We start from the raw sequence: 25,042 nt of genomic DNA on the forward strand, positions 1-25,042 counted from the left end.
AGACTCTGGATGCCGCCCGATCCCGCCACGGCCTGATCCTCCGGCAGCAGGCGTACTGACGCACACCTTGAGACGATCACACAGCGCAATCAACAGAACCCGAAATGCGCAGGACGTGAATGCTTACACCTACTGGTGCTCGCGTTGCCGGCCGCTTCGGCGAGAGCAGGAGCCGCCGCTGCGAGTGATCCCGCAAGTGCTGCGCTTGCGAGAATACTTACTGCGAACTTGTTGGGCATTTTTTCCCCTTCGAGGATAGATGCAACTGACATCACCCCTTCGGTGATCTCTTCTCTAAATATGCCCAACACTGACCAGAAGGTCGTTGACGATTTGCGCACCCTAGTTGACTACCTCTGCAATGAACGCTTGTGCCGGGCGAACAGGCCCGAGTTCATGCGTCGGTGTTCTGTTTCGCCATCAAGGCGTCGTTGCCGTTGTCTGCGCGGTTCTTGTCGGTTCATGCGCAGCCGTCGTCGTACTGGACGGAATTCCGGTAATCCTGGGGAGACTTGCCGTAGGCGGCGCGGAAGGTCCGGCTGAAGTGCGCGCTGTCGGGGAAACCCCAGCGGGCCGCTATCGAACGGATCGGACGCGAGCGCAGGTGGGGGTCGCCGAGATCGCGCCGGCAGCGCTCCAGCCTCTGCCGGCGTACCCATCCGGCGACGCCGAGGTCCTGGTCGTCGAAGAGCGTGTAGAGGTAGCGGGTCGAGATGTGGTGAGCGGAGGCGATGACGTCCGCCGTGAGGCTGGAATCGCCGAGCCGTCGCTGGATGAAGTCGTGAATCTGCGCGCGCAGGACCTGCCGACGCGTCTCCGGCCCTACGCCGGCGCCGGGCTCGGCATGGAGGTGGTGAGCGCACAATGCGCCCAGTAGGTCCAGAGTGACAGAGGACAGGCGAGCGGCGTCGGCCGGGGTCAGAGTGCCGGCCTGCCGGACCGTTTCACGGAGGTGGTTCGACAACAGGGCGCCGATCCCCTCCCGGGCGGGCAGGCGGACCGCGGTGAGCCGGCCGAGCTCGGAGGAGGACTGTGGCAGCGCGTCCCTGGAGATCTGGATGACCATGTGTGAGACGTCGCCGTCGTCGTGGGGGGCGATCCATCCGTGGAAGGGCTGCGAGGTCTCGTAGAACATCAGATCCTGCGGGCCGCATTCGGCTTCCCTGCCGGACTGGGCGAATCGCACTGTGCCGCGGAGCGGAAGCGCCAGGCAGTACGTGCCGGGATCGGACTGCCGGATGCCTTTCCTGGTTCGCTCCGCCCGCAACGACGGGTGGGTCAGTGAGGATATCTGTATCGCGCCGAGCTGGAGCACGCGCAGCGTGGCCCGGAAGTCCCTCTCGTGTTCACTGCGGACCATGGTGGGCACATGGGCCTGGCAGGCCATGTCGCGCCACCTCGTGAACCGGTCCGTCACGGGGAGATCCTCACTCCGGAACACCGTTTCCTGCATCGCCGATTCCCTCACCCCGTCAGTCGTGGGCCGCGCCTGCCGGCGACAGTGCCAAAGGCCTGAATCTCCGCGCCGGGCAGGAACACAGCGCCGTCGCCCCGAACGCGGCCATTCTTTTCCGGTGACCTCACACCGGCGCTCCCCCGTTTGCCGATCATCTGATTGACAGCTTCGGCGTGGCACTGGAGCGGTCACAAGGAACGCCGGCCGTCCCGGACACAGCGCGACAGGAGCCCCTGGTCACGGTCGTGTCCGGCGATGGTCCCGGACAGCCCGGACAGGACGCCGCGGTCCGCGGTTGACGCCGACCACAGTCGACCAGAAGCATTGCGGGGATGACTGCGGTAACGGGGGACCCGCGCCAGGCGGGTAGCGCGGCTGAGTTCGTCGCTTTACTACGGCAGCTCAAGGAGCGCTCGGGCTTCACGTACCGGCAACTGGAGGAGCGGGCGGCACGCCGAGGAGAGGTCCTCGCGCGCAGCACCGTCGCCGACACCCTGCGCCGGCAGGCGCTGCCACGGACGGAGACGCTGGTCGCCTTCCTCCACGCCTGCGCGCCCGCTGAGGAGGTCGCGATCTGGCTGGAGGCAAGAAGCCGTCTCGCCCGCCAGGCCGCGCCTGCCCGAGGCGACTCGGCCGCCTCGAGCCCGTGCGTGCCGAACGCGTCGCAGCACACGGGGAGAGGTCCGGGCGCCGACCGGCCGGTGGTTCCGCGACAGCTTCCGGCACCGCCCGCGTTCTTCGCGGGAAGAGTGGATGAGCTCGCTCATCTGGACGAGGCGGCGGAGGACCGGGGTGAGACCGTCGTCATCTCCGCGATCGGTGGTGCCGGCGGCATCGGCAAGACATCGCTGGCGCTGCAATGGGCACACATGCGCCTCGATCGTTTTCCCGACGGGCAGCTCTATGCCGACCTTCGCGGGTACGGTCCGGAACTGGCGCCGGTGGCGCCACAGGTGACGTTGCGGAATTTCCTCGAGGCGCTGGGCGTTCCCCCGGCTTCTGTGCCGAAAGACCTCGACGTGCAGGCGGCGCTCTACCGGAGTGTCGTCGCCGGGCGACGGATGCTGGTCGTCTTGGACAACGCTCGGGACACCACTCAGGTCGTCCCGCTGCTACCCGGCAGCCCCACATGCACCGTGCTGGTGACCAGCCGGCACCGGCTACGAGGCCTCACCGTGACTCACGGCGCGCGCCTGCTGACCCTGGACCTCCTCTCGGCCCGCGAGGCCCGGGACATGCTGGCGGGACATCTGGGCCGACGGCGCGTGGCCGACCAGCAGCAGTCACTTGACACGCTCGTCGAGCACTGCGGCGGCCTGCCTCTGGCGCTGGGCATCGTCGCCGCGAGGGCGGCCGCGAATCCCGCCCATCCCCTTGACGCGCTCGCTCAGGAGCTCCGTGATGCCTCTGCCCGGCTCAGCGCCCTGAGTGCCGGCGAGGCGAGAACCGACCTGCGCGCAGTCTTCTCCTGGTCTTATCACGCGCTGGAGCCCCAGGCCGCGACGGTTTTCGACCTGCTCGGCGCGGTTCCCACCGTGGACCTCGGCCTTGCCGCCGTAGCCGGCCTGACCGCCACACCCTTGGCGACGTGCCGGGAGTTGCTGCAGCAACTGGAGGACACATCGCTGGTGCACCAGTACGTACCGGGCCGCTACCGCATGCATGATCTGGTTCACCTGTACAGCGCGGACGGGGCACAGCCGAGGTCGCGGCGTAAGAGCCGCGACGCGGCGCTGCGCCGGCTGGTCGATCATTACCTTCACACCGCCTACGCGGCGGACCGGCTGCTGGACTCACGCCGTCCACCGGTCGCCCTCGCCCCGCCGTCGGCGGGATGCGCGCCTCAGCCGCTTCGCGACACGGCGGAGGCGATGGCCTGGTTCGACCTCGAACACCCCCGCCTCATCGAGATGCAGCAGGTCGCGATGCGCCGAGGGTGGTATCCGCAGGTATGGCAGCTGGCTCGCACGCTGGTCACCTTTCACGCGCGTCGCAGGCGGAGCCGCGATCAGCTGGCCGTCTGGCAGCTTGGGCTGGAGGCGGCGGAAATAGGAAAAGACCTGGCCATGCAGGCGATGGCGCATCGCTATCTCGGTCAGGCATACACGGCGGAACGCCAGGGCGACGATGCTTTCGAGCAACTTGACCTGGCCCTGGTCTGCGCCAGATCGGGCGGTGTGACGGGGGAGGAGGCCCGAACCCATTACGCGCTCGCGGTGGGGTGGGAACGGTACGGCGACCTGGAACGGGCGCTGGTCCACGCGCGTCAGGCGCTTACGCTCTTCCGGAGTATCTCCGATCTGGTGGAGGAGGCGCGGGCCCTGAACGCGATCGGCTGGATCTGCGCCGGACTCCGGCGTTACGAAGAGGCCGAGGCGAGCTGTCGGCGGGCTCTCGCCCTGTTCCGCCGGCATGAGCATCCGGACGGTGAAGCGGACACCTTGCACAGTCTCGGCCTGATCGCGCAGAGCAATGGGAAACACGCCGAATCCTTGACCTACTACGGTCAGGCATTGACGACGTATCGCGGAGTCGGCAACACCAGAGGGGAGGCGGAATCCCTCGCCAGCCTCGGTGACGTCTATGCCGCGCTCAGCCGATACGCTGACGCCCTCCAGGTCTGGCAGCAGGCACTCGACCTGCTGCAAAGGCAGCAACGGGTCAAGGAAGCTCTCCTTCTGCGGGAGCGCATGAGCAACTTCGCCACCCTTGTCTGATCTCCCGTCCATCACAAGGCGGCTCCGGATGTCGCCACTGGCTGAGGGACGCTGTGGCCAGGCCGCGTACGCCGAACCGGGCGGCGACCGCGGGTGCGGACAATGAACAGATCCGGGCCGGCCGGTAAAGGGCAGGAGTCCGATTACAAGAATCCATCATTGCTGTAAAGGGCGATTGTTCACGAACGTCCGCTGTCATCTCGATTTGGTCTGGCGCGAGAATTTCCGGATATATGGGCTCATTCTTGGGCGGTGGCAGATTCCTGCCGTGAGAGCACCCCCCACCCAAAGGCAGAGCCCATGGTCAAACGCGCCCTCACCGCCGCCGCCCTGTCCTTCGCCGCGTTACTCGCGTCGCCTCTCCCCGCACACGCCGTGACCCTCGAACAGAAGCTCGCGGCACTGTCCACCTTCACCCAGCCCACCGCCTCCAGCGCCGCCAGCTGGCGCTCGGCCTGGCAGGACCAGGCGGCCTGGGCCGCCTACGCCTTCGACTGGTCGACGGACCTGTGCTCCAGCAGTCCCGACCAGCCGCTCGGGTTCGACTTCAGGATGCCCTGCCGCCGGCACGACTTCGGCTACCGCAACTACAAGGCCGTGAACCAGTTCTCCGGCAACAAGTCGCATGTGGACGACGGCTTCTACTTCGACATGCGGCAGGTCTGCGCGGGATACTCCGGCGTCAGCAAGAGCACCTGCGACGGCCTCGCCTGGACCTACTACCAGGCGGTCAAGCAGTTCGGCGCGCTGAACGTCACGCAGGACCAGATCGAACGGGTCCAGAAGGACGCTCAGCAGGCCGCGAAGAACGCCCAGGAGTGATCCCCGGCCGGGCATCCGCCGTACGCCGGCCGCGGGAAGGCGGCGGCGGGAAGGCGGCGGCGGTGCCCGGCCTCCGCGTGGCACGTCCACGAGCCCGTGCGTGATCCAGAATGGGTCTCGTGGACGGCTGCGTGTTCTGTGAGATCGTGGCGGGGGAGCGGCCCGCGCGGGTGGTGCTGGACGACGAGGTCGCCGCCGCCTTCCTCGACACCCGCCCGGTGTTCAAGGGGCACGTGCTCGTCGTCCCGCGCGGCCACGTCGAGACCCTCCCGGACCTTCCGCCGGAGGAGGTCGGGCCGTTCTTCGCCCGGGTCCAGGCCGTCACGCGGGCGGTCGAGGCGGGCATCGGCGCGGCCGGCACGTTCGTCGCGATGAACAACCGGGTCAGCCAGAGCGTCCCCCACCTGCACGTCCACGTCGTGCCGCGCAACCGCAAGGACGGCCTGCGCGGCTTCTTCTGGCCCCGCGTCAAGTACGACGGCGACGCCGAGATCGCGGACTACGCCGCCCGCATCCGCGCCGCGCTGGACGCCGGCGACTGAGTGAGACGCCGGACCGGACGGTGTCCGTGCGCACCCTCGCCCGCCTCGTCCTGCCGGCCGCCGGCGCACCGTCGACCTCGCCCTGGACGTGCGGCTGTGCGCTCCCGGCCGGTCCGGCGGCACCCGGAAACTCTCTCACGCATCGGTCTGCCTGGGGTGTCCCGCCCCAGCCCGGGTGATCCAGATCGTGCGCTCGCCGTCATCGATCGCGTACAAGATACGTCCACCCGAGGTTGCTTCGTACTGCCACTGCTCCAGCACTACGCCGACCATTTTCACGGTACCGAGGGAGCCCTTGAGCCGGTGCTGACGGCTGTCCACACGACGCGGATTGGCAGTGATGGCCACCCACGCTCGGTCGAGATTCTCAGCGGCGTGGCGAAGGAGATGTGTCCAGCCTTCAGCCGCGCGACGATCAGCGAACCGTACTGTCCAGGGATTCGGCCGTGGGACGTCGTCACCGCGCCCCGGCATCACGAACTCTCGGATGGACGAGGGACCTCGGGACCGTCACCAGGGAAGGGACCCTGCAATTCCCGGGCCAGTTCCGGATCACTCCACACCACGGCAGTCGATCGCCAGGCCGTCAACGCACGCGCGAACGGGAGCAGCTCTCCTGTGTCCGCCCCGGCGATCAGGTGGTTGAGCAGCTCGCTCACACAGGCAGGACGCTCAGTGTCCGGAAGCCAGGTGAGCCAGGGGAGTTCCTCGGCCAGGACATCTTCGGCGAGGCTGTTGTTCCGGCGCGCGACGATCGCCAAAGCGCGGGCAGCGATGCGCAGGCTGGCCGCCCCCGCCTCGAAACGCTCCGCGCGCATCAGTACGAGGTCTTCGTCGTCGCGTCGCTCAAGGATGACGTCGGCGCTGTCGAGTGAGGGAAGCACCTGCGAAGGACCGCGAAGGAAGGCGCTGTAGGGAACCCTTCTCGTACTCATGTGACCAGCATATCTGAAGTAGTTCAGATATGCTGGTCCCCGCCCGGCGCCCGCTGATACCGCACAGCTGGATCTGCAGGACCTGTAGCGCCGGGGCTGATGCTCAAGCCGTGCGGGTGACGGGGGGTAGGCTGCGGCGGCGTGGAACCGGTCGTCACGGCGCTCGTCGTCGCCGTACTCGTCAGTGTGCCGGCCGTCGTGCTCTGGCGGGTTCTGCGCGGGCGGCGCGACCTCGGCAGCAGCCCCGCGGAGCGGGCGACCTTCGAGACGCTGCACACCGCGTCGCTGGCCGCGCCGCCGCTGCGCGCCGGGCTCACCCAGGCCGGCGCGCTCAAGGCGTCGCGGCACCTGCGTGAGCTGCTCGGCTCCCCGGCCATCGCCATCACCAACGGCGAGGAACTGCTCGTGTACGACGGCGCGGGCGACCACCACGCCGCCGACGCGTTCGAGCACGCGGCGGAGACGCTGAAGGACGGCCGCACCCAGGTGCGGGCGCTCGCCTGCGCGCTGCCCGAGTGTCCCGTCCGGCACGCCGTGGTCGTCCCGCTCACCACCGACGACCGGGTGGTCGGCTCGCTCGCGGCGTACGGCGACCACGCCTCGGCCGGGCTGGTGCGGGCGGCGCAGGAGGTCGCGCGGTGGGTCGACTCCCAGCTTGAGCTGGCCGAGCTCGACCGGTCCCGGACGATGCTGATGGAGGCCGAGGTGCGGGCGCTGCGGGCGCAGATATCCCCGCACTTCATCTACAACTCGCTGACCACGATCGCGTCGTTCGTCCGCAGCGACCCCGAGCAGGCCAGGGAGCTGCTGCTGGAGTTCGCCGACTTCACCCGATACTCCTTCCGGCGGCACGGCGACTTCACGACGCTGGCCGAGGAACTGCGGTCCATCGACCGCTACCTCACCCTGGAGCGGGCCCGGTTCGGCGACCAGCTTCTGGTGACGTTGCGCATCGCCCCGGAGGTCCTGCCGGTGGCGGTGCCGTTCCTGTGCCTGCAGCCGCTGGTGGAGAACGCCGTGAGGCACGGCCTGGAGGCGAAGCCCGGCGCCGGCCGGATCACGATCATCGCCGAGGACGACGGCGCCGAGTGCGGCATCACGGTCGAGGACGACGGCGTCGGCATGGACCCCGAACGGCTGCGGCGCGCGCTGGCCGGGGAGGACCGCTCGGGGGCGGGCGGCATCGGGGTGGCCAACGTGGACGAGCGGCTGCGCCAGGTCTACGGCGACGAGTACGGGCTGGTCGTCGAGACCGGCCCCGGCGCGGGCACCAAGGTCACCGTGCGGATCCCCAAATACCACCCCGGGGTGTCGGTGCTCTGACACCGTCTCGTGACACGCGCAAACGTTGACTTCCGGTCGTCCTGGTCATCACCCTCTAGAGCATCGGCCGGTGAAAGGGGTGATCGTGAGCGGCCTGCGGGTCCTGGCTGTGGACGACGAGCAGCCCGCGCTGGAGGACGTCGCCTACCTGCTCAGAGCGGACCCCCGCATCGGCGAGGTGCTGACCGCCCGCGACGGCGCCGCGGCGCTCAAGCTGCTCGACCGCGCCATCGCGGACGGCAGGCCGGTCGACGCGGTGTTCCTCGACATCCGGATGCGCGGGCTGGACGGAGTGGTGCTGGGCCGGCTGCTGACCCAGTTCACCCGGCCGCCGAAGATCGTGTTCGTCACGGCGTACGATGACCACGCCGTGGACGCCTTCGAGCTCAAGGCCGAGGACTACCTGCTCAAACCCGTACGGCCGGAGCGGCTCGCGGAGGCGATCCGCCGGGTCTGCGGCAGCCGCGGAGAGCCGGGTGAGGGGCCGCAGGCCGACACCATCCCGGTCGAGCTGGGCGGAGTGACCCGGTTCGTGGCCAGCACCGAGGTGCGGTACGTCGAGGCGCAGGGCGACTACGCGCGGCTGCACACCGCGACCGGCAGCCATCTGGTCCGCATCCCGCTGGCGACGCTGGAGGAGCGCTGGGCGTCGGCCGGGTTCCTGCGGGTGCACCGCAGCCATCTCGTCGCGGTCAGGCACATCGACGAACTGCACATCGACTCGGGCAAGTGCGTGGTGCGCGTGGGGGACACCGAGATCCCGGTGAGCCGGCGGCACACCCGGGAGTTACGCGACCTGCTCGTCCGCCGGGCGCGCAAGGGCCAGGCCCGGTGACGGGCAGACCGCGCCGGGTGACGGTGACCAGCCCGCGCACGGCGGCGGCGCGCCGGCGCCGCCATCCGCTCACCCGGGAGATCGACGAGCAGACCCACCTGGGTGAGGTCTACATGCGCTCACTGGTGCGCACGCAGTTCCGGCTGGCCCTTTTCGTGTGCACGGTGCTGGCGTGCGTGGTGGGCGGGCTGCCGCTGCTGTTCCTGCTGGCCCCGGAACTGCGCGCGGCCGACCTGTTCGGGCTGCCGCTGCCGTGGGTGGTCCTCGCCGGGCTGATCTACCCCGCGCTCGTCGTCGGGGCCTGGCTTTACGTCCGGCAGGCCGAGCGTAACGAACGCGACTTCGCCGACCTCGTGGAGCGCCGGTGAGGACCGTGCGCCGGGTGAGGACCGTGCCGGTGAGCACGGTGCGCCGGTGCGCCGGTGAGCACGGTGCGCCGGTGAGAGAGAACGGAGCGTAGGTGGGCCAGATCGCCGCCGTCGGCGTGGTGCTGCTGGCGACCGTCCTCATCGGCGCGTTCGGTATCCGCATGTCCCGCACCACCTCGGACTTCTACGTCGCGTCCCGCACCGTGTCGCCGCTGTGGAACGCCTCGGCGATCGGCGGGGAGTACCTGTCGGCGGCCTCGTTCCTCGGCGTCGCGGGGCTCATCCTCACGTTCGGCGCCGACATGCTGTGGCTGCCGGTCGGCTGGACCGGCGGCTACCTCGTGCTGCTGGTGCTGGTGTCGGCGCCGCTCCGCCGTTCGGGGGCCTACACGCTGCCCGACTTCGCCGAGGCGCGGCTGGAGTCGATGGCCGTGCGGCGGCTGTCGAGCGTCCTCGTCGTGCTGATCGGCTGGCTCTACCTCATGCCGCAGTTCCAGAGCGCCGGGCTGGTCTTCCGTACGATCACGGGGGCGCCGCCGTGGGCGGGCAGCCTGCTGGTGGCGGCGGTGGTGGCGGCGAACGTGCTGTCGGGCGGCATGCGGTCGATCACCTTCGTGCAGGCGTTCCAGTACTGGCTGAAGCTCAGCGCGCTGGCCCTGCCGCTGGTGTTCATGCTGATGGCCTGGTGGTCCGGCGGCGCGCCGGGGCTCGCCGCCGGAGACGAGTGGGCGCTGCCGCTGCACGGCCGCGACCACCCGGTGTACGAGACGTACTCGATGATCCTGGCGACATTCCTCGGGACCATGGGACTGCCGCACGTGCTCGTCCGCTTCTACACCAACCCCGACGGCCGGGCCGCGCGCCGCACCACGCTGGTCGTGCTCACCCTGCTCGGCGCCTTCTACGTGATGCCCGCCGTGTACGGATACCTCGGTCACGTCTACGGCATGCCGGCGGGCGACACCGTGGTCCTCACCCTGCCCGGGCGGCTGGTCGGCGGCCCGGTGGGCGAGTTCCTCACGGCGCTGGTGACGGCGGGCGCGTTCGCGGCGTTCCTGTCCACCTCGTCGGGGCTGACGGTGTCGGTCGCCGGGGTGATCGCGCAGGACATCCTGCGCGGCGGGGTGCGCTCGTTCCGCTACGCGACCGTGCTCGCGGTGGTCGTGCCGTTCGCGCTGGCGGGCGCGGCGAGATCGCTTCCGGTGGCGACCGTGGTGGGGCTCGCGTTCGCCGTGGCCGCCTCGTCGTTCTGCCCGCTGCTCGTGCTCGGCATCTGGTGGCGCAGGCTGACCACGACGGGGGCGTTCGCCGGACTGCTGGCCGGGGGAGGGCTCGCCTGCGCCGCCGTGGTGGTGACGATCAGCGGTGGCCCGCACACCGGCTGGGCGGGCTCGCTGCTGGCCGAGCCGGCCGCCTGGACGGTGCCCGTGTCGTTCACGGTCATGGTGACGGTGTCGCTGCTGACGCCCTCACGGGTGCCGCGCGGCGTGGCGCGCACGATGGTCCGCCTGCACACGCCGGAGACGCTGAACGTCGACCGCGGCGACTGGCGTCCTCGTCACATGTGACCGGTTTCCCCGCGCCGGTCGGCCGTTCGGCGCGCGCAACCGACCATTCGTCGCATCGTCGCGCCATGTGAACGATCGGGCGGTACGGCTGGGCGACGCGGCGGCCCCCGGGGCTCGTCGGCGGGCGCACCACGCTCCTACGTTGTGGTGATTCAGATCACTTGCCCAAGGAGATCTTGTGACCGTCCAGCACGATCCATCGGTCTATGAACGTATACAGGCGGGTGAGCAGTTCCAGGAGCTGCGTCGCCGCTACCGGTCCTGGGCCTTCCCCATGACCATCGCCTTCCTGGTGTGGTACCTCCTCTATGTGCTTCTGTCCGGCTTCGCCCGGGACTTCATGGGCACCAAGCTGTTCGGCAACATCAACGTCGCCCTCGTCTTCGGCGTGCTGCAGTTCGTCTCGACGTTCCTGATCGCCTGGGCGTACTCACGGCACGCGGCGGCCAAGCTCGACCCGATCGCCGACGAGCTGCGCGCCGGGGCCGAGAGCCGCGACGAGATCGGGGAGGGCGCCAAGTGAGCCATGAGACCCTGTCCACGATCCTCTTCGTGGTCTTCGTCGCCGGCACGCTCGGCATCACGTTCTGGGCGAGCCGCAACACCAAGACCGCGTCCGACTTCTACGCGGGCGGCCGCTCGTTCAGCGGCCTGCAGAACGGCCTGGCGATCGGCGGCGACTACATGTCGGCCGCGTCGTTCCTCGGCATCGCCGGCATCATCGCGCTGTCGGGCTACGACGGCTTCCTCTACTCGATCGGCTTCCTCGTCGCCTGGCTGGTCGCGCTGCTGCTCGTCGCCGAGCTCATGCGCAACTCCGGCAAGTACACGATGGCCGACGTGCTGGCGTTCCGGATGTCGCCGCGCCCTGTCCGTACGGCGGCCGGAGTGTCCACGATCGTCGTCAGCATCTTCTACCTGCTCGCGCAGATGGTCGGCGCGGGCTCCCTGGTCGGGCTGCTGCTGGGCGTCACCTCGCAGACCGGCAAGGTCTGGACGATCATCGCGGTCGGCCTGCTGATGATCGTCTACGTCGTCTTCGGCGGCATGAAGGGCACCACCTGGGTGCAGATCGTCAAGGCCGTCATGCTGATGGTCGGCGCCGCGCTCATCACCCTGCTCGTGCTGGGCAAGTTCGGCTTCAACCTGTCCGGCCTGCTCGGCGACGCCGCCGGTGCGAGCGGCAAGGGTGAGGCGTTCCTCAAGCCCGGCCTCAAGTACGGCACCGAGGCACAGGGCATCTGGGGCAAGATCGACCTGATCAGCCTCGGCCTGGCCCTGGTTCTCGGCACGGCCGGTCTGCCGCACGTCCTCATCCGCTTCTACACCGTGCCGACCGCCAGGGACGCCCGCAAGTCGGTCCTGTGGGGCATCGGCATCATCGGCGTCTTCTACCTGCTGACGCTGGTCCTCGGCTTCGGCGCGGCGGCCCTGGTCCACGGGCAGATCGACAAGTCGGGCAACACGGCGGCGCCGCTGCTCGCGAAGGAGATCGGCACGCAGGTCTTCGGCGACGTCGGCGGCACGGTGCTGCTCGCGGTCATCGCGGCGGTCGCGTTCGCCACGATCCTCGCGGTCGTCGCCGGGCTCACGCTCGCCTCGTCCTCCAGCTTCGCCCACGACCTGTACGCCCACGTGTTCAAGCGCGGCCAGGTGACCGACCGGCAGGAGGTCGTGGTCGCCCGGATCGCCGCCTTCGTGATCGGCGCGGTCGCGATCGCGCTGAGCATCTTCGCCCAGTCGCTCAACGTGGCCTTCCTCGTCTCGCTGGCCTTCGCGGTCGCCGCGTCGGGCAACCTGCCCGCGATCCTCTACAGCCTGTTCTGGAAGAGGTTCAACACCGCGGGTGCGGTCTCGGCCATCTACGGCGGCCTGATCACCGCCCTGGTGATGGTGATCTTCTCGCCGGTCGTCTCCGGCGCGAAGACGGCGATGTTCCCCGACGTGGACTTCCACCTGATCGCGCTGTCGAACCCCGGCATCTTCTCGATCCCGATCGGCTTCCTGTGCGGATACCTCGGCACGATCCTGAGCAAGGAGTACAGCGCGTCGAAGTACGCCGAGATCGAGGTCCGGTCGCTCACCGGCATCGGCGCCGAGCAGGCCACCGGTCACTGACGCGAGCCACTTACGCGGGTCACTGAGGTGAGCCGCTGAGTCGAGCCGCCGAGGTGACGCACTGACATGGGACGCCGGCCGCACCCCGCCGACGCCCCCGTACGCCCGGCCGCGAGCCACCCGCCCGCGGCCGGGCGTATGACTGCCCTGTCCCTCGCGTCATGGTGCTGGAGCACCCGCTCTGGTTAGGGTTCGGTCCGTGGACCACCCCCTCCAGACCGCCAAGGCCTGGTCCCGTTCCCGGAGAAGGGCACGCCCGCAGGACGGCGACGCCCGCACCCGCATCCTCGACGCCGCCGAGGAACTGTTCGCGGGCGGCGGCTACGAGGCGACGCCGACGGCGCGGATCGCCGAGCTCGCCGGGGTGCCCAAGGGACTGGTCTTCCACTACTTCCCGCGCAAGATCGACGTGCTGGTCTCGCTGGTGGACGAGCGCACGGTCGTCACGGAGGAGGAGGTCGAGGCCCTGCCCGGCGACGCGGCGGGCACGCTGTCGCGTCTCGCCCGCGGGCTGCCGCTGCGGGCGTCCCCCGCGATGCGGCGCATCCTGTTCCGGGAGGCCGACACCCACCTGTCCGTACGGGAACGGCTGGGCCGTCTCAACAGCGAGATCATCCGAAGGGCCAGGTTCGCCCTGGAGCTCGCCCTGCCGGGCGGGCGCGGCGACGCCGCCCGGGTGGAGGCCGCCGCCGCCACCTTCGCCGCGGTCCTGCTCTACCAGGAGAGCATCTGCCTGCTCACCGGCCACCACATCGACCCCGACGCGGTCGCGGAACTGATCGCCCGAGCCCTGGGGTGACCCGGCTCTGAATACCCATGGCGTACCTCTGTCCATCTGGTCAGTTCGCCGCTCAGCCGTGCAAGTTGCGGCGGAGGAAGGTGTGCCAGGTCTGCTCGAACGAGTGGGTTAGGGTCGACGTGGCCGCGAAGCGGTCCCAGGCGTGGAACGCCCGAGCGTAGAGGTGCAGGTCGACCGGCACACCGACGGCGGTCAGCCTGCGGGCGAAGTCGATGCCCTCGTCCCGCAGCAAATCGAACTGGGCGACGGCGACGAATGTGTCCGGCAGGTCGGCGAGGTTTGTGGCCCGGCCGGGCGCGGAGTACGGGTGCACGTCGTCCGTGCCCAATCGGTCGCCCAGGACCGCGGCCCACGCGAGCCGGATGTCCGGACGGGAGAAGACCACCTCGGAGATGGCCTCGAAGCTCGACGGCGTCTCCAGGCGGTCGTCGAGCATCGGGTAGAGCAGGGACAGCGAGCACGGCCGTACAGCCTGCCGGTCGCGCACCATGAGCGCGGTGGCCGCGGCGGGTGCTCCGCCGCCGCTGGCACCGGCGAGCCCGATCCGGTGCGGGTCGATCCGGTGCTCGACAGCGTGCTCGGTGAGGTGGGTGTAGGCGAGGTAGCCGTCCTCGGCGGCACCGGGAGCCGGGGTCTCCGGGGCGAGCCGGTAGGCAACGGCGGCCAGGACGCAGTCGAGGTGCAGGGCCAGAGCGGAGTGGTAGGCGTCGTCGTCGCGGGCGTTGTCGCCGAGGACTTGGGCTCCGGCGTGGAACCAGACCAGGGCCGGGAGGGCGTGCTCGGCACCGGCTGGGCGATAGAGGACCACCTCGAGTTCGGTCCGATCGGCTCGGGGGATGCGCAGCGTCTCGATCGTGACCCGCGGGTCCGCCGGGGTCGGGGCCGACTGGGCGCGGGCCGCGCGCAATCGCGCACGCAGGCCCGGGATGTCGGAGAGTTCGAGCAGGGTGCCGTTCGCGGCCTTGGGCATCGCGGCGAACGCGGCGGCGAGTTCCGGGTCGAGCGCGTCGATGGTTCCAGGCATGGGAGGTCCTTTCAGAACAGGGAGGGCTGGCCGCTGCCGGCGGTGATGCCGCCGTCGACGGGCAGGATGGCGCCCGTGATGAAACGGGCGTCGTCCGAGGCCAGGAAGCTGACTGCGGCGGCGACGTCGGCTGGGGTGCTGAAGCCGGCGATTGCCCGGCGCTGGTTGAAGCGTTCGATCAGGTCGGCGTGCCTCGTCGCCAGTTCTTCCGGTCCGGTCAGCGACGGGGCGACGGTGTTCACCCGGATACCGAACTGGCCGAGGTCGAAGGCGAGCCCGCGGGTGAAGTTCACGACCGCACCCTTGGCCGCGTTGTAGGCGGTGAGCCGGCGGTCGCCGCCGAGGCCGGAGGCCGAGGCGATCTGGACGACGCTGCCGCGGCTGTCCTTCAGGTACGGCAGCGCCGCCTGCGCGCCGAAGAAGCAACTGTCGACGTCGGTGCACATGACCAGCCGCCAGTCCGCCAGCGTCGTCTCCGCGAACTCCTTGCCGAGGCCGACGCCGGCGTTGGAAACCAGGACGTCGATGCCGCCGAACCGGGCGGCGCCGGCGTCGATCATCGCCTGTACCTCGTCCTGGCTGGTGACGTCGGTAGCGACCGGGAGCGCACGGTGGGTGCCGAACTCGGCCGCGAGGGCTTCCAACGGGTCCTTGCGCCGCGCGGCGAGGACGAGGTTGGCCCCTTCGGCGGCGAACCGCCGCGCGATGCCCTCGCCGATGCCGGAGCTGGCTCCGGTGACCACGACTGTCTTGCCGGTGAAACGCTGTTCCACGGTGACCTTCTTAACGTCAGTTACTGACGCATTTACGTCAGTAACTGACTCTATATTGCATCAGTGACTGACGCAATATGTGTCAGTCACAGACGCTTGTGGTAGCGTCAAAACCGTGCCACGGAACGGGGATGAGGTGCGGCTGCGACTCCAGGAGGCCGCGCTCGAGCTGTATCTGGAGCGTGGCTACGACAAAACCACGACCGGGGACATCGCCGCCCGCGCCGGGGTCACCGAGCGGACCTTTTTTCGCCACTTCGCCGACAAGCGTGAGGTCTTCTTCGACGGCGAGACGCAGCTACGGGACCTGCTGACGGGCGCGGTCGCAGCAGTGCCGGCCGGCACGAAACCACTGCCCACCCTGCGGGCCGCGTTCCACCAGACCGTGCCGCTGATCGAAGGCAACCTCCCCATCACCCAGCGGCGGGCGCCGGTCATCGCCGCCACGCCGGCCCTGCAGGAACGGGCGCTGGCCAAGAGCGCGGCCCTCGTCGCCGCGCTCACCGACGCCCTCCGGGCCCGCGGCGTCGCCGAGCCGCTCGCGGCCCTGTGTGCCCAGGTGGGCATGGACGCCTACTCGATCGCCATCCGTCGGTGGGGAGCCGACCGCTCCGACGATCTGCACACCCACCTCGACCGGACCTTCACCGATCTACGGCTCGCCGCAAACGCCCTGAAGTGACCGGCCTGGCTTCCTCGCGTGTCGATGGCGTTTCGCTGTATCCGCACAATGAGCGGCGATGAGTGGGGCGGCGAGCGGTTCTGCGTCAGATCAGGCCGGCACCATGTCCTCCCGTTTCTCGTTCTCCCGCTCCTCCCGCTGCTTCTCCTGCGCGGTCTGCCTTACGGCGGGGGCGGGGTCGTGCCCGAGCCCGTCCCGCGGGCTCGCGTCGTCCGGGGCCTCGTCTCGGGAGGGGTCGTCGAGCAACGCGACGAGCTCGTCCATCGCCTCGCGCAGGTGGCCGGTCACGCTCCACACGTCCGGCACCCGGGTGGGGCACACGACGACGCCGAAGTCCAGCCGGTCGTCGTACGACGCGCAGGTGATGCTGATCCCGCCGGTGGCGTCGGTGACCACCGACAACGGGTGATAGGAGAGCATCCGCGCGCCGCACAGGTAGAGAGGCCGGCGCGGGCCGGGCACGTTCGACACGACGAGGTTCACGCCCGCCCCCGCCACTCCCGCGAGCCGGAACACGAGCGGCGTGGCCAGCGCGGCGAACGCGTTCGGCACCATCGCGCACACGTCGTCCAGCCAGCTGCGGTGGGAGACGGCGAAACGCCGCTTGGCGGCGCCCAGCGCGGCGCGTACGGCCGCCAGGCGCTCCCCGGGACGGGCGACGTCGGTCGCGAGCGGCGTGATCATCGCCGAGATGCGGTTGCCGACCCGCCCGTCCGCCGTGCCGTCCGCCGTGCCGGGCGATGCCGCCGCGGCGCGCAGCGCGACCGGCACGGCGGCGACCAGTGGCCGGTCGGGCAGCGCGTCGTGCGCGAGGAGCCAGCGTCGCAGCGCCGAGGCGCACAGCGTCATGACCACGTCGTTCGGGCCCATGCCGAAGGCCCTGGCCACCCTTCTGACCTCCGCGAGCGGCACCGACCCGAACGCGACCGCGCGCGCCGCCGAGATAGGGCCGTTGAACGGCGTGCGCGGCGCGGCCAGCGGCGGCATCTCCGGCAGTCGGCGCGGGTCTCCCGCGAGCGCTCGGGCCGCCTGGGCCACCAGCCGCGCGTCGGGCAGCGCCGACAGCACCGGGATCGCGTCCAGGTCGGCGGCGGCGCGGGCGAGCGAGCAGAGCGCCTCCACCGGCTGCACGATCGTCCGGGTGATCGCCCCGGCGAGCATCGCGAGCAGCCCGGGCGGCTGCGGCGGCGCGGGGCTCGGGGACGCGGGCGCCTTCACGAGGCGCGGTTGCGGTGAGGGGTCGAGCAGCGCCGTCAGGATCTCCGACCCCGTCACGCCGTCGATCGCGCAGTGGTGCACCTTCATGTAGAGGGCGACCCGCCCGCCGGCCAGGCCGTCGATGAGGTGCGCCTCCCACAGCGGGCGGCTCCGGTCGAGCCGCCGCGCGTGGACGTCCGCCACGTACGCCGCGAGCTCCCCTTCGCCGCCCGGCGCGGGCAGGGTGGTCTCGTGCACGTGCGCGCCGAGGTCCACGTCCGGGTCGTCGATCCAGTACGGCCGGTCCAGGCCGAAGGGCACGTCGGCCAGCCGCATCCGCAACGGCGCGGCGAGGTGCAGCCGCTCGCGCAGCAGGGTGAGCAGGGCCTCGCGGGTCAGGATCCCCGAGGGCGAGGAGGACGGGTCGAAGACGGCCACGCCGGCCACGTGGGCCGCGGTCGTCGCCGACTCCACGGACAGGAACTGCGCGTCGAGTGCCGTCAGCTGGCGCATCTCGTCATCCTCCTGGCACTCCTCCCCGGCGCTCGGCGATCACTCGCCTGCGTACCGTGACCATCATGGCAGTGGCGCGTTACCGCCGCATTTCTCCCGGGTGCCGCCGGGGGATGTCGAGGTGTGGCCGTGACCTGGGCCAGACGATCGCGGCCGGTCAGGATTCCCTTGCAACCGGTTACAGCCGCCGCCTCACGAATGGTGATCCGATATGACATGGTTGTTCGAAAGCGCCGGTACAGGCGCATCACTTGGCCATGCGCCACGTGCGGAGCGAGGAGAGGACAGAGATGATCTCGGCTGGAGCGGGGACGACCTTCACGGACGGACGACCGGCTCAGCCGCGGGGCGGACCGACGGTCCTGCGCATGATGCTCGGCGGGCAGTTACGCCGCCTCCGTGAGAGCAGGAACATCAGCCGGGACGAGGCGGGGCGGGCGATCCGCGCCTCCAACTCCAAGATCTGCCGGTTGGAGCTCGGCCGCATTCCCTTCAAGCAGCACGACCTGGCCGAACTGCTCACCCTCTACGGCGTCACCGACAGCGCCGAGCGGGAGACGATGCTGGAACTGGCGCGGCAGGCCGCCGTGCCCGGCTGGTGGCACCAGTACAACGACCTGCTGCCCAGCTGGTTCGGGCCGTACGTCGGGCTGGAGGAGGCCGCCTCCACCATCCGCACCTTCGAGGCGCAGTTCGTCAACGACCTGTTGCAGACCGAGGAGTACGCCCGCGCGGTCTTCCGCGTACGCCACAGAAGGGCGTCGATATCCGACATCGACCGCCGGGTCAGCCTCCGCCTGCGGCGTCAGCGGCTGCTCGACCACCCCGACGGGCCCCGGCTGTGGTCCGTCATGGACGAGGCGGCGCTCCGCCGTCCAGTCGGCGGCCGGGCCGTGCAGCGCGGCCAGATCAAGCGCCTGATCGAGGTCTCCGCGCGCCCGGACGTGACCCTGCAGATCCTGCCGTTCCGGGCCGGTGGTCACGCCGCCGCCGGGGGTTCCTTCACGATCCTGCGGTTCGCCGAGCCCGATCTCTCCGACGTCGTCTACCTGGAGCAGCTGAGCGGCGCTCTCTACCTCGACAAGCAGGAGGACGTCGACGACTACACCGTCGTGATGAGCGAGCTCAGCGTGCAGGCCGAGCCGGCCGGGAACACCGAGTCCCTGCTCCACGCGATCCTCCGGGAGATCTGAGGCCGGGGGACCCGAGATCCGGTCACCGGCCGCCGAGACGGGCCAGCAGCCGGTCGAGCGGCCAGGTGTTGACGACGTCGTCCGGCGTGAGCCAGGCCCGCTGGGCGATGCCCACGCCGTACCTCTGGTGGGCCAGATGCGGGATGGCGTGGGAGTCGCTGTCGATGGAGAACGTCACGCCGTGGTGGCGCGCGAGCCGTACGAGATCGGAGGGCAGATCGGCCCGGTCGGGATAGGAGTCGATCTCCATGATCGTGCCGGTCCGGGCGGCGGCGCGGAACACGGCGTCCCAGTCGGCGTCCACCGGAGGCCGCTTGCCGATCTTCCGGGTCGTGGGGTGACCGATGACGTGGACGCGCGGGTTCTCGCAGGCCGTGACGAAACGGCGGGTCATCTCCTCCCGCGACTGGGTGAAGTGCGAGTGCACCGAGGCCACGCAGACGTCGAACCCGGCCAGCACCTCGGCCGGCCAGTCCACCGAGCCGTCGGGGGCGATGTTCAGCTCGCTGCCGTGCAGCAACCGCATGTCCGGATATTTCGCCTGAAGGTCGGCGATGCGGGCCCGCTGGGCGAGGGCCTTGTCGAGCGTCATCCGCTGCATGACGAGGTCGGGCGCGTGGTCGGTCACCGCGTAGTAGGAGTAGCCCCGGGCGGCCGCGGCGGCGACCATGTCCTCCAGCGAGGCGATCCCGTCGGTGAGGTCGGTGTGAGTGTGCAGGTCGCCCCGCAGGTCGCCCAGCTCCACCAGGCGCGGCAGCTCGCCGCGCAGCGCGGCCTCCACCTCCCCGCCGTCCTCACGCAGCGTGGGAGGCACCCACCGCATGCCGAGCGCCTGGTAGATGTCCTCCTCGGTCTCCGACGCGATCAGCCGCTCCCCGTCGAACAGGCCGTACTCCGAGAGCTTCCAGCCCTTCCTGACCGCCATCTCCCGGATGCGGACGTTGTGCTCCTTGCTGCCGGTGAAGTAGACCATCGCGGCGCCCCACGACTCGGCCGGGACCAGCCGCAGATCGACCTGCAGGCCGCGGTCGGTCCGCACCGAGGTCTTCCGCTCGCCCTTCGCGATGACCTCGGTGACGTACGGCTGCCGGGCGAACAGGTCCATCAGGCCGGGGTCGCCGACGGCGAGGACGTCGATGTCGCCGATCGTCTCGCGCATCCGCCGCAGCGACCCCGCGACGGCGATCCGCTCGGCGGGCAGCGAGGCGACGACCCGCTCGGCGAGGTCCGTCGCGATCCCGAGGTGGACCCGGTCGCCCGACCGCTCCATGTGCTCGATGCCCTTGAGCAGGTTCTCCTCGGTCCTGGCGCCGAACCCGCGCACGCCGCCGAGGCGGCCGGCCCGGATGGCCTCGGCCAGGGCGGCGGGGGAGTCGATGCCCAGCTCCTGGAACAGGAACAGCGCCTTCTTCGGGCCGAGCGAGGGGATCCGGGTCAGCCTGCGCACCCCCTCAGGCACCCGCGCGCGCAGGTCGTCGAGCTGCCGGAAGCTGCCCCGCGCGAGGAACTCCTCGACCTTCTTGGCGATGGCCTCGCCCACCCCGGGGATCGACCGGACGTCGGTCTCGCCGAGGTCTCCGGGGAACCCCGCGATCGACTTGGCCGCCTTCTGGTAGCTGCGCACCCGGAACGCGTCCCCGCCGTTCAGCGCGAAAAGCTCGGCGTACTCCTGCAGCGCCGCGGCCGCCTCGTCATTGGCCCGTCCCATGTCCGCCAGCGTACGGCAGCCGTACGACAGGAACCGGGGCCAGGCGCATGGTCAGAGGGCATGGTCAGAGGGCATGGCCAGAGGCCGGTCACACGCGGGAGAACGGCTCGGCGTACGTGAACGGTCCGCGCGGCGCGGACCGCCCGAAGACGCGCACCTGGAAGAACTCGCCCCAGGACGGGTCCGGCGCCGCGACGCCGTGCGCCGAGGCCGGCTCGAAGCCGAACCGCCGGTAGTAGGCGGGGTCGCCGAGGAGCCCCACCAGCGGCTCGCCGAGCGCCTCGGCCGCCCCGAGCACGGCGTGCACCAGCGCCGATCCGACTCCCCGCCGCTGGTGGGCGGGATGCACGGACAGCGGGCCGAGGCCGACCACGGGCAGGGTCCCCACGTGGGCCCTGGTGCAGAGGACGTGACCCGCGATCCCGCCGTCCCGCGCCGGCGCGACGAGCGACAGCTCCGGCAGCCAGCCCGGGTCCGTACGCAGCTCGTCGAGCAGGACGGCCTCGACCGGCGGCACGTGCGGCCGGCCCGGGTGGCGGGCCTCCTGGTGGGGAGCGAAGGCGGCGGCGACCACCTCGCGCACGGCCTCGGCGTCGCCGGGGTTCTCACGTCGGATCAGCACCCGTACAGCCTGCCGCCCGTCATCGGCCCCGGCAACGCATTTCGGCCGTGACCCGCACGCCGCTCCGCGGCGGGCGGCCCGCTAGTACTGCGGCGACCTGGCCTGGTAGGGCTCCTGCAGGAAGGCGATCTCCTCCTCGGTCAGCGTGAGGTCCACCGCGGCGAGCGCGTCGTCCACGTGATGCTCCTTGGTCGCGCCGATGATGGGGGCGGTCACGCCCGGACGGCCGAGCAGCCACGCGAGGGCGACGGTGGCGGGCGAGACGCCCCTGTCGGCGGCGGTCCGCGCCACCCGGTCCAGGATCTCCTCGACGGCCGGTCCGCCGTACAGCTGCCGCTGCCGGGCGCCGTCGCCGGTCTGCCGCGCGGTGTCGGCCGTCTGGCCGGCGCGGGCGAGCAGGCCGCGGGCGAGCGGGCTCCACGGGATGAGTCCCACGCCCTGGTCGAGGCACTGCGGGATCATCTCCCGCTCCTCCTCGCGGTCCAGGAGGTTGTAGTGGTTCTGCATCGAGACGAACCGGGTCCAGCCGCGCCTGTCGGCGGTGTGCTGGGCCTTGGCGAACTGCCAGGCCCGCATGCTGGAGGCGCCGATGTAGCGGGCCTTGCCGGCCTTGACGACGTCGTGCAGCGCCTCCATCGTCTCCTCGATCGGCGTCTCGTCGTCCCACCGGTGGATCTGGTACAGGTCGACGTGGTCGGTGCCCAGGCGGGTGAGAGAGGCGTCGACGGCCGACATGATGTGCTTGCGGGACAGGCCCCCGTCGTTCTGGCCCTCGCCCATCGGGAAGTAGACCTTGGTGGCGAGCACGTAGTCGTCGCGCCGGGGGAAGATCTTGCGCAGCAGCCGCCCGGTGACCTCCTCGCTGACCCCGGCGGAGTACATGTCGGCGGTGTCGAAGAACGTCACCCCGCCCTCGGCGGCCCTGCGGACGATGGGCTCGGCGAGATCCTCCTCCAGGGCCCAGCCGCCCCACTTGGAGGGCTCCCCGTAGCTCATCATGCCGAGGCAGAGCCTGCTGACCTTCAAACCAGTGGTGCCAAGTCGTCCGTATTCCATGTGAGCACCCTATTCACCCCACGGGCCCCGGCCGGTCGGCACGGCCGGGCTGAACCGTACGGGCAGGGCCTCCAGGCTGCGAACCCACAGCGAAGGGCGCCATCGCAGCGCGTCCGGTTTCACGGTGAGATAGACGTCGGGCAGCCGGTCGAGGAGGACCTCCACGGCCGTCTTGGCGATGATCCCGCCGAGTTCGGGCGCGGGGAAGGGACAACCGTACTCACCGTGGCCGAAGGCCAGGTGCGCCCGGTTGGCGCCGGAGCCGGCATGCGCGGCCGGTTGCACCTGCGGATCGGCGTTGGCCGCGGCGACACCGAGCACCAGCATGTCGCCCCGGCGGATGCGCCGCCCGGCCAGCTCGCAGTCCTGCACGGCCCAGCGATTGGGCATGTTCGGCGTGGGCGGGTCCTTCCACAGCACATCGTTCAGCGCCTCGCCGACGCTGCTGCGGCCGCCCTGCAGGCTCATCGAGAAGTGGTCGTCCATCAGCATCAGCCGCAGGGTGCTGCCGATCCAGTTGGAGCAGTTGTCATGGGAGGAGATCATCGTCATGATCAGGTCCTGGACGATCTCCTCGTCGGCGAGCCGCGCGTGGTGTGCCAGCATGTGCGAGGTGAGGTCGTGGCCCGGCAGGGCGCGCTTGTCGGCGATGAGCCGGCTTAGCTTGTCCAGAATCCGGGTGACCGCCGGGAGGGCCTCCTCGCCCCCGCTCAGCACGTGGTTGACGTCCTTGACCAGCTCCGGCAGGTCGGTCTCCGCCAGCCCGAACAGCCGGGTGATGACCTGAGCCGGAATCCGGTCGGCGTACCGGGAGATCAGGTCGGTCTGGCCGTCCCCGGAGAACTCGTCGATCGCGCGGTCGGCGATCTGCTCGCAGATCAGGGCGAGCTCGGTGCGGTCGACGCTGTCCAGCGCGTCGCTGATGGCGCCGATCCGCCGCTGGTGCTCGGCCCCCTCCGTGTACATCACGGACGGTTGCCATGTCACGTAGGGGCGCGCCGGCCAGTCAGGGGGGAGGAGGTCCTGCAGGTTCCAGCGCCTGGGGTCGCGGCTGAACAACTGCGGCTGGCTGGTGACATGGTGCAGCTCGCGATAACCGATCACGTACCAGACGGGCATTCCGTCGAGGAGAACGGGGACGACGGGGCCGTGCTCGCGGCGCATCTCCTGGAACAGCGCGGTCGGGTCGTCGCCGATCAGTGACGCGTGCAGTGGTACGGCATCGGCGTGGTCGGCGTATCCCTCCAGCGGCTCCCGTCTCCGCTCGGCATGCCGCGATGCGGGCGAGGCGGCGTACGGGTCGGTGGGGTCGGGCAGGGGAGGGGAGTTCGTCACGGCATGCTCTCTCGGGCGGGCAACTGGTCGTAGGTGCGGGTGAGGTGCTCGATGAGCGTGATCAGCACGTGCTTGGACGAGGACCGCTCTCTCGCGTCGCATTCGATGAGCGGGACCTCGGGCGACAGTGCCAGCGCCTCGCGCACCGAATCCAGGGTGGGCCCGTCGGTGAAGCGGTTGACCGCGACGACGAACGGGGTCTGGTGGTGCTCCAGCCGGTCGATGGAGTACCAGGAATCCTCCAGGCGGCGGGCGTCCACCAGGACGACCGCGCCCAGGCTGCCGGCGAACAACTGGTCCCACACGAACCAGAACCGCTGCTGACCGGGCGCGCCGAACAGGTAGAGCACCCTGCTCTCGTTCAGCGTGATCCGGCCGAAGTCGAAGGCAACCGTGGTGGTCGACTTGGTCCGTACCCGGCTGGCGTCGTCGATGCCCACGCTCGCCTGGGTCATGAGCTCCTCGGTGCTCAGCGGGCGGATCTCGCTCACCGAGCCGACCATGGTCGTCTTTCCCGCCCCGAACCCGCCGACGATCACGATCTTCAGGGCGTCCGCGGCGGTCGTGCGTAGCGGCGTTCGCGTGGTGGCCGCCATCTGGTCAGAGGTTGTGGAGTGCAACGAGCACCTGCCTGAGGATTTCGGGATCCGGTCGTCCGGCCTGTGCGGCGATCGACGGATGACGGACGGTGATGCGACCGGTGTCCAGCAGGTCGCACAGCAGGATCTTCACCACGCTGACCGGCAGCCGCAGTTCCGCCGAGATCTCCACCACCGCCGTCGGCCGCTGGGCCATCCGCAGGATCTTGATGTGCTCGGACTGCATACCGGGGGTCGGGGCGCACTCGCTGACGATGAGGGAGACGGAGTCGAAGGTCTTCTCATCGGCGCTGGTACGCCCACCGGTGACCGTGTAGAGCCGGTCAGGGTCTTCTTGGTCGATGGCTCGCCGTGTCATCCGCGTTCGTCGCTGTTCTCCGCCTGCCGCGGTGCCGCGGTGAGGTACACCCCGATCTGTTCCACCAGTTCGTTCATGTTGTGCGCGATGAGCCCCACCTCGCCGTCCTCCTCGGCCACCACGGCCAGGTGGGCGCCGTCCCCGGCCGGCACGATGAGCAGCAGTCCGCCGGCGAACTCCACCATCGCCTGCCCCGCTCCGATGCCGTCCCCGAACTCGGCGGAGGCGCTCAGCGAGAGGCTCTGGATCCCGGCGGCCAGGGCGGAGAGCTGGTCGGCCCCGTCCCGGCCGAGGCCGGCGGTGAAGCTCATCTTCAGGCCGTCCCTGGTCAGCACCAGCACATGCCTGATCCCCGGGGTCTTGTTCTTGAGGTTCTCCAGTAGCCAGTCGAAGTCACTGTCGGTGGTGTGCGAAGCGTCGGTTGTGCTCATAGAAACGACGGGGTGCCCCTTCGGCGCGGGAGGGACGCCCCCTGCCTCCTCATCTGTGAATCCAAAGA

General features: G+C 70.2%; 25 protein-coding genes. 12 read left to right on the forward strand and 13 right to left on the reverse strand.

Annotated features, from left to right (window positions below; translation table 11 throughout):
- Nucleotides 1–460: 460 nt before the first annotated feature.
- Nucleotides 461–1,417 (reverse strand): helix-turn-helix domain-containing protein, encoded by a 957-nt coding sequence (locus HHX33_RS21725; protein WP_310741471.1) that lies wholly within the window; start codon nt 1,415–1,417, stop codon nt 461–463.
- 371 nt (nt 1,418–1,788) lie between these two features.
- On the opposite strand from HHX33_RS21725, the gene HHX33_RS21730 reads away from it, so the two are divergent.
- From HHX33_RS21730 to HHX33_RS21740, 3 genes are all read left to right on the forward strand, one after another.
- Nucleotides 1,789–4,173, forward strand: a complete 2,385-nt coding sequence (locus HHX33_RS21730) for a tetratricopeptide repeat protein (RefSeq protein WP_182876236.1) — start codon at nt 1,789–1,791, stop codon at nt 4,171–4,173.
- Nucleotides 4,174–4,473: 300 nt separating this feature from the next.
- Nucleotides 4,474–4,995, forward strand: a complete 522-nt coding sequence (locus tag HHX33_RS21735; RefSeq protein ID WP_138460107.1) for a phospholipase — start codon at nt 4,474–4,476, stop codon at nt 4,993–4,995.
- A gap of 119 nt (nt 4,996–5,114) precedes the next feature.
- A complete protein-coding gene (locus tag HHX33_RS21740) occupies nt 5,115–5,537 on the forward strand; it encodes an HIT family protein (RefSeq protein ID WP_396785359.1) in 423 nt (140 codons plus the stop codon).
- A gap of 135 nt (nt 5,538–5,672) precedes the next feature.
- Here HHX33_RS21740 and HHX33_RS35075 read toward each other — a convergent pair whose 3' ends face one another.
- Nucleotides 5,673–5,885 (reverse strand): hypothetical protein, encoded by a 213-nt coding sequence (locus HHX33_RS35075; RefSeq protein ID WP_220502067.1) that lies wholly within the window; start codon nt 5,883–5,885, stop codon nt 5,673–5,675.
- A gap of 125 nt (nt 5,886–6,010) precedes the next feature.
- Complete coding sequence (locus HHX33_RS21750; protein WP_182876238.1) at nt 6,011–6,472, reverse strand: hypothetical protein; 462 nt, start codon at nt 6,470–6,472, stop codon at nt 6,011–6,013.
- A 141-nt stretch (nt 6,473–6,613) separates the two neighbouring features.
- On the opposite strand from HHX33_RS21750, the gene HHX33_RS21755 reads away from it, so the two are divergent.
- The 7 genes from HHX33_RS21755 (at nt 6,614) to HHX33_RS21785 (ending at nt 13,483) form a co-directional block, all read left to right on the forward strand.
- Nucleotides 6,614–7,795, forward strand: coding sequence for a sensor histidine kinase (locus HHX33_RS21755; RefSeq protein ID WP_117409583.1), 1,182 nt, complete (start codon nt 6,614–6,616; stop codon nt 7,793–7,795).
- A gap of 85 nt (nt 7,796–7,880) precedes the next feature.
- A complete protein-coding gene (locus HHX33_RS21760; RefSeq protein WP_117409605.1) occupies nt 7,881–8,630 on the forward strand; it encodes a LytR/AlgR family response regulator transcription factor in 750 nt (249 codons plus the stop codon).
- Nucleotides 8,627–8,998 (forward strand): hypothetical protein, encoded by a 372-nt coding sequence (locus HHX33_RS21765; RefSeq protein ID WP_182876239.1) that lies wholly within the window; start codon nt 8,627–8,629, stop codon nt 8,996–8,998. The genes HHX33_RS21760 and HHX33_RS21765 overlap by 4 nt, the downstream gene beginning before the upstream one ends.
- 92 nt (nt 8,999–9,090) lie before the next feature.
- The gene (locus HHX33_RS21770; protein ID WP_310741472.1) at nt 9,091–10,566 is read left to right on the forward strand and encodes a cation acetate symporter; all 1,476 of its coding nucleotides are present in this window, start codon (nt 9,091–9,093) and stop codon (nt 10,564–10,566) included.
- A 178-nt stretch (nt 10,567–10,744) separates the two neighbouring features.
- Nucleotides 10,745–11,089: a DUF485 domain-containing protein gene (locus HHX33_RS21775; RefSeq protein WP_182876240.1), complete on the forward strand. Its 345-nt coding sequence runs from the start codon at nt 10,745–10,747 to the stop codon at nt 11,087–11,089.
- Entirely contained in the window at nt 11,086–12,684 is a 1,599-nt protein-coding gene (locus HHX33_RS21780; RefSeq protein WP_182876241.1) for a cation acetate symporter, read from the forward strand. The genes HHX33_RS21775 and HHX33_RS21780 overlap by 4 nt, the downstream gene beginning before the upstream one ends.
- 199 nt (nt 12,685–12,883) lie before the next feature.
- A complete protein-coding gene (locus HHX33_RS21785; protein ID WP_182876242.1) occupies nt 12,884–13,483 on the forward strand; it encodes a TetR/AcrR family transcriptional regulator in 600 nt (199 codons plus the stop codon).
- Between the two features lie 52 nt (nt 13,484–13,535).
- On the opposite strand, the gene HHX33_RS21790 is transcribed toward HHX33_RS21785, so the two are convergent.
- On the reverse strand, nt 13,536–14,507 hold the full coding sequence (locus HHX33_RS21790; RefSeq protein WP_182876243.1) for an alpha/beta hydrolase fold domain-containing protein: 972 nt from the start codon (nt 14,505–14,507) through the stop codon (nt 13,536–13,538).
- Between the two features lie 11 nt (nt 14,508–14,518).
- Complete coding sequence (locus HHX33_RS21795; protein WP_182876244.1) at nt 14,519–15,280, reverse strand: SDR family NAD(P)-dependent oxidoreductase; 762 nt, start codon at nt 15,278–15,280, stop codon at nt 14,519–14,521.
- Nucleotides 15,281–15,395: 115 nt separating this feature from the next.
- Here HHX33_RS21795 and HHX33_RS21800 point away from each other — a divergent pair, with 115 nt between their 5' ends.
- A complete protein-coding gene (locus HHX33_RS21800) occupies nt 15,396–15,962 on the forward strand; it encodes a TetR/AcrR family transcriptional regulator (RefSeq protein WP_182876245.1) in 567 nt (188 codons plus the stop codon).
- A 90-nt stretch (nt 15,963–16,052) separates the two neighbouring features.
- Here HHX33_RS21800 and HHX33_RS21805 read toward each other — a convergent pair whose 3' ends face one another.
- Nucleotides 16,053–17,672 carry a WS/DGAT/MGAT family O-acyltransferase gene (locus tag HHX33_RS21805; RefSeq protein ID WP_182876246.1) on the reverse strand — a complete coding sequence of 540 codons (1,620 nt, stop codon included), beginning with the start codon at nt 17,670–17,672 and terminating at the stop codon, nt 16,053–16,055.
- Between the two features lie 290 nt (nt 17,673–17,962).
- Here HHX33_RS21805 and HHX33_RS21810 point away from each other — a divergent pair, with 290 nt between their 5' ends.
- Nucleotides 17,963–18,865: a helix-turn-helix domain-containing protein gene (locus HHX33_RS21810; RefSeq protein ID WP_182876247.1), complete on the forward strand. Its 903-nt coding sequence runs from the start codon at nt 17,963–17,965 to the stop codon at nt 18,863–18,865.
- A 22-nt stretch (nt 18,866–18,887) separates the two neighbouring features.
- Here HHX33_RS21810 and polX read toward each other — a convergent pair whose 3' ends face one another.
- The 7 genes from polX to HHX33_RS21845 form a co-directional block, all read right to left on the reverse strand.
- Nucleotides 18,888–20,573 (reverse strand): DNA polymerase/3'-5' exonuclease PolX, encoded by a 1,686-nt coding sequence (gene polX / locus HHX33_RS21815; protein ID WP_182876248.1) that lies wholly within the window; start codon nt 20,571–20,573, stop codon nt 18,888–18,890.
- Between the two features lie 88 nt (nt 20,574–20,661).
- Nucleotides 20,662–21,195, reverse strand: a complete 534-nt coding sequence (locus HHX33_RS21820) for a GNAT family N-acetyltransferase (RefSeq protein WP_182876249.1) — start codon at nt 21,193–21,195, stop codon at nt 20,662–20,664.
- 81 nt (nt 21,196–21,276) lie between these two features.
- Nucleotides 21,277–22,251: an aldo/keto reductase gene (locus tag HHX33_RS21825; RefSeq protein ID WP_182876250.1), complete on the reverse strand. Its 975-nt coding sequence runs from the start codon at nt 22,249–22,251 to the stop codon at nt 21,277–21,279.
- A 9-nt stretch (nt 22,252–22,260) separates the two neighbouring features.
- On the reverse strand, nt 22,261–23,586 hold the full coding sequence (locus tag HHX33_RS21830; protein WP_310741473.1) for a cytochrome P450: 1,326 nt from the start codon (nt 23,584–23,586) through the stop codon (nt 22,261–22,263).
- Nucleotides 23,583–24,182 carry a GTP-binding protein gene (locus HHX33_RS21835; RefSeq protein WP_182876251.1) on the reverse strand — a complete coding sequence of 200 codons (600 nt, stop codon included), beginning with the start codon at nt 24,180–24,182 and terminating at the stop codon, nt 23,583–23,585. Before HHX33_RS21835 ends, HHX33_RS21830 begins: the two co-directional genes overlap by 4 nt.
- Before the next feature lie 4 nt (nt 24,183–24,186).
- Nucleotides 24,187–24,543, reverse strand: a complete 357-nt coding sequence (locus tag HHX33_RS21840) for a DUF742 domain-containing protein (RefSeq protein ID WP_117409594.1) — start codon at nt 24,541–24,543, stop codon at nt 24,187–24,189.
- Nucleotides 24,540–24,974: a roadblock/LC7 domain-containing protein gene (locus HHX33_RS21845; RefSeq protein WP_182876252.1), complete on the reverse strand. Its 435-nt coding sequence runs from the start codon at nt 24,972–24,974 to the stop codon at nt 24,540–24,542. The genes HHX33_RS21840 and HHX33_RS21845 overlap by 4 nt, the downstream gene beginning before the upstream one ends.
- Nucleotides 24,975–25,042 lie beyond the last annotated feature (68 nt).

The sequence above is a fragment of the Microbispora sp. H10670 genome (genome assembly GCF_014161385.1).
Taxonomy (GTDB): domain Bacteria; phylum Actinomycetota; class Actinomycetes; order Streptosporangiales; family Streptosporangiaceae; genus Microbispora; species Microbispora triticiradicis.

Excerpts from the sequence above, each read along its gene's own strand:
- HHX33_RS21730 (WP_182876236.1), top strand. The coding sequence starts at position 1,789 with ATGACTGCGGTAACGGGGGACCCGCGCCAGGCGGGTAGCGCGGCTGAG.
- HHX33_RS21735 (WP_138460107.1), top strand. The coding sequence starts at position 4,474 with ATGGTCAAACGCGCCCTCACCGCCGCCGCCCTGTCCTTCGCCGCGTTA.
- HHX33_RS21750 (WP_182876238.1), bottom strand. The coding sequence starts at position 6,472 with ATGAGTACGAGAAGGGTTCCCTACAGCGCCTTCCTTCGCGGTCCTTCG.
- HHX33_RS21790 (WP_182876243.1), bottom strand. The coding sequence starts at position 14,507 with ATGCCTGGAACCATCGACGCGCTCGACCCGGAACTCGCCGCCGCGTTC.
- HHX33_RS21805 (WP_182876246.1), bottom strand. The coding sequence starts at position 17,672 with ATGCGCCAGCTGACGGCACTCGACGCGCAGTTCCTGTCCGTGGAGTCG.
- HHX33_RS21810 (WP_182876247.1), top strand. The coding sequence starts at position 17,963 with ATGATCTCGGCTGGAGCGGGGACGACCTTCACGGACGGACGACCGGCT.
- polX (WP_182876248.1), bottom strand. The coding sequence starts at position 20,573 with ATGGGACGGGCCAATGACGAGGCGGCCGCGGCGCTGCAGGAGTACGCC.
- HHX33_RS21825 (WP_182876250.1), bottom strand. The coding sequence starts at position 22,251 with ATGGAATACGGACGACTTGGCACCACTGGTTTGAAGGTCAGCAGGCTC.
- HHX33_RS21835 (WP_182876251.1), bottom strand. The coding sequence starts at position 24,182 with ATGGCGGCCACCACGCGAACGCCGCTACGCACGACCGCCGCGGACGCC.
- HHX33_RS21840 (WP_117409594.1), bottom strand. The coding sequence starts at position 24,543 with ATGACACGGCGAGCCATCGACCAAGAAGACCCTGACCGGCTCTACACG.
- HHX33_RS21845 (WP_182876252.1), bottom strand. The coding sequence starts at position 24,974 with ATGAGCACAACCGACGCTTCGCACACCACCGACAGTGACTTCGACTGG.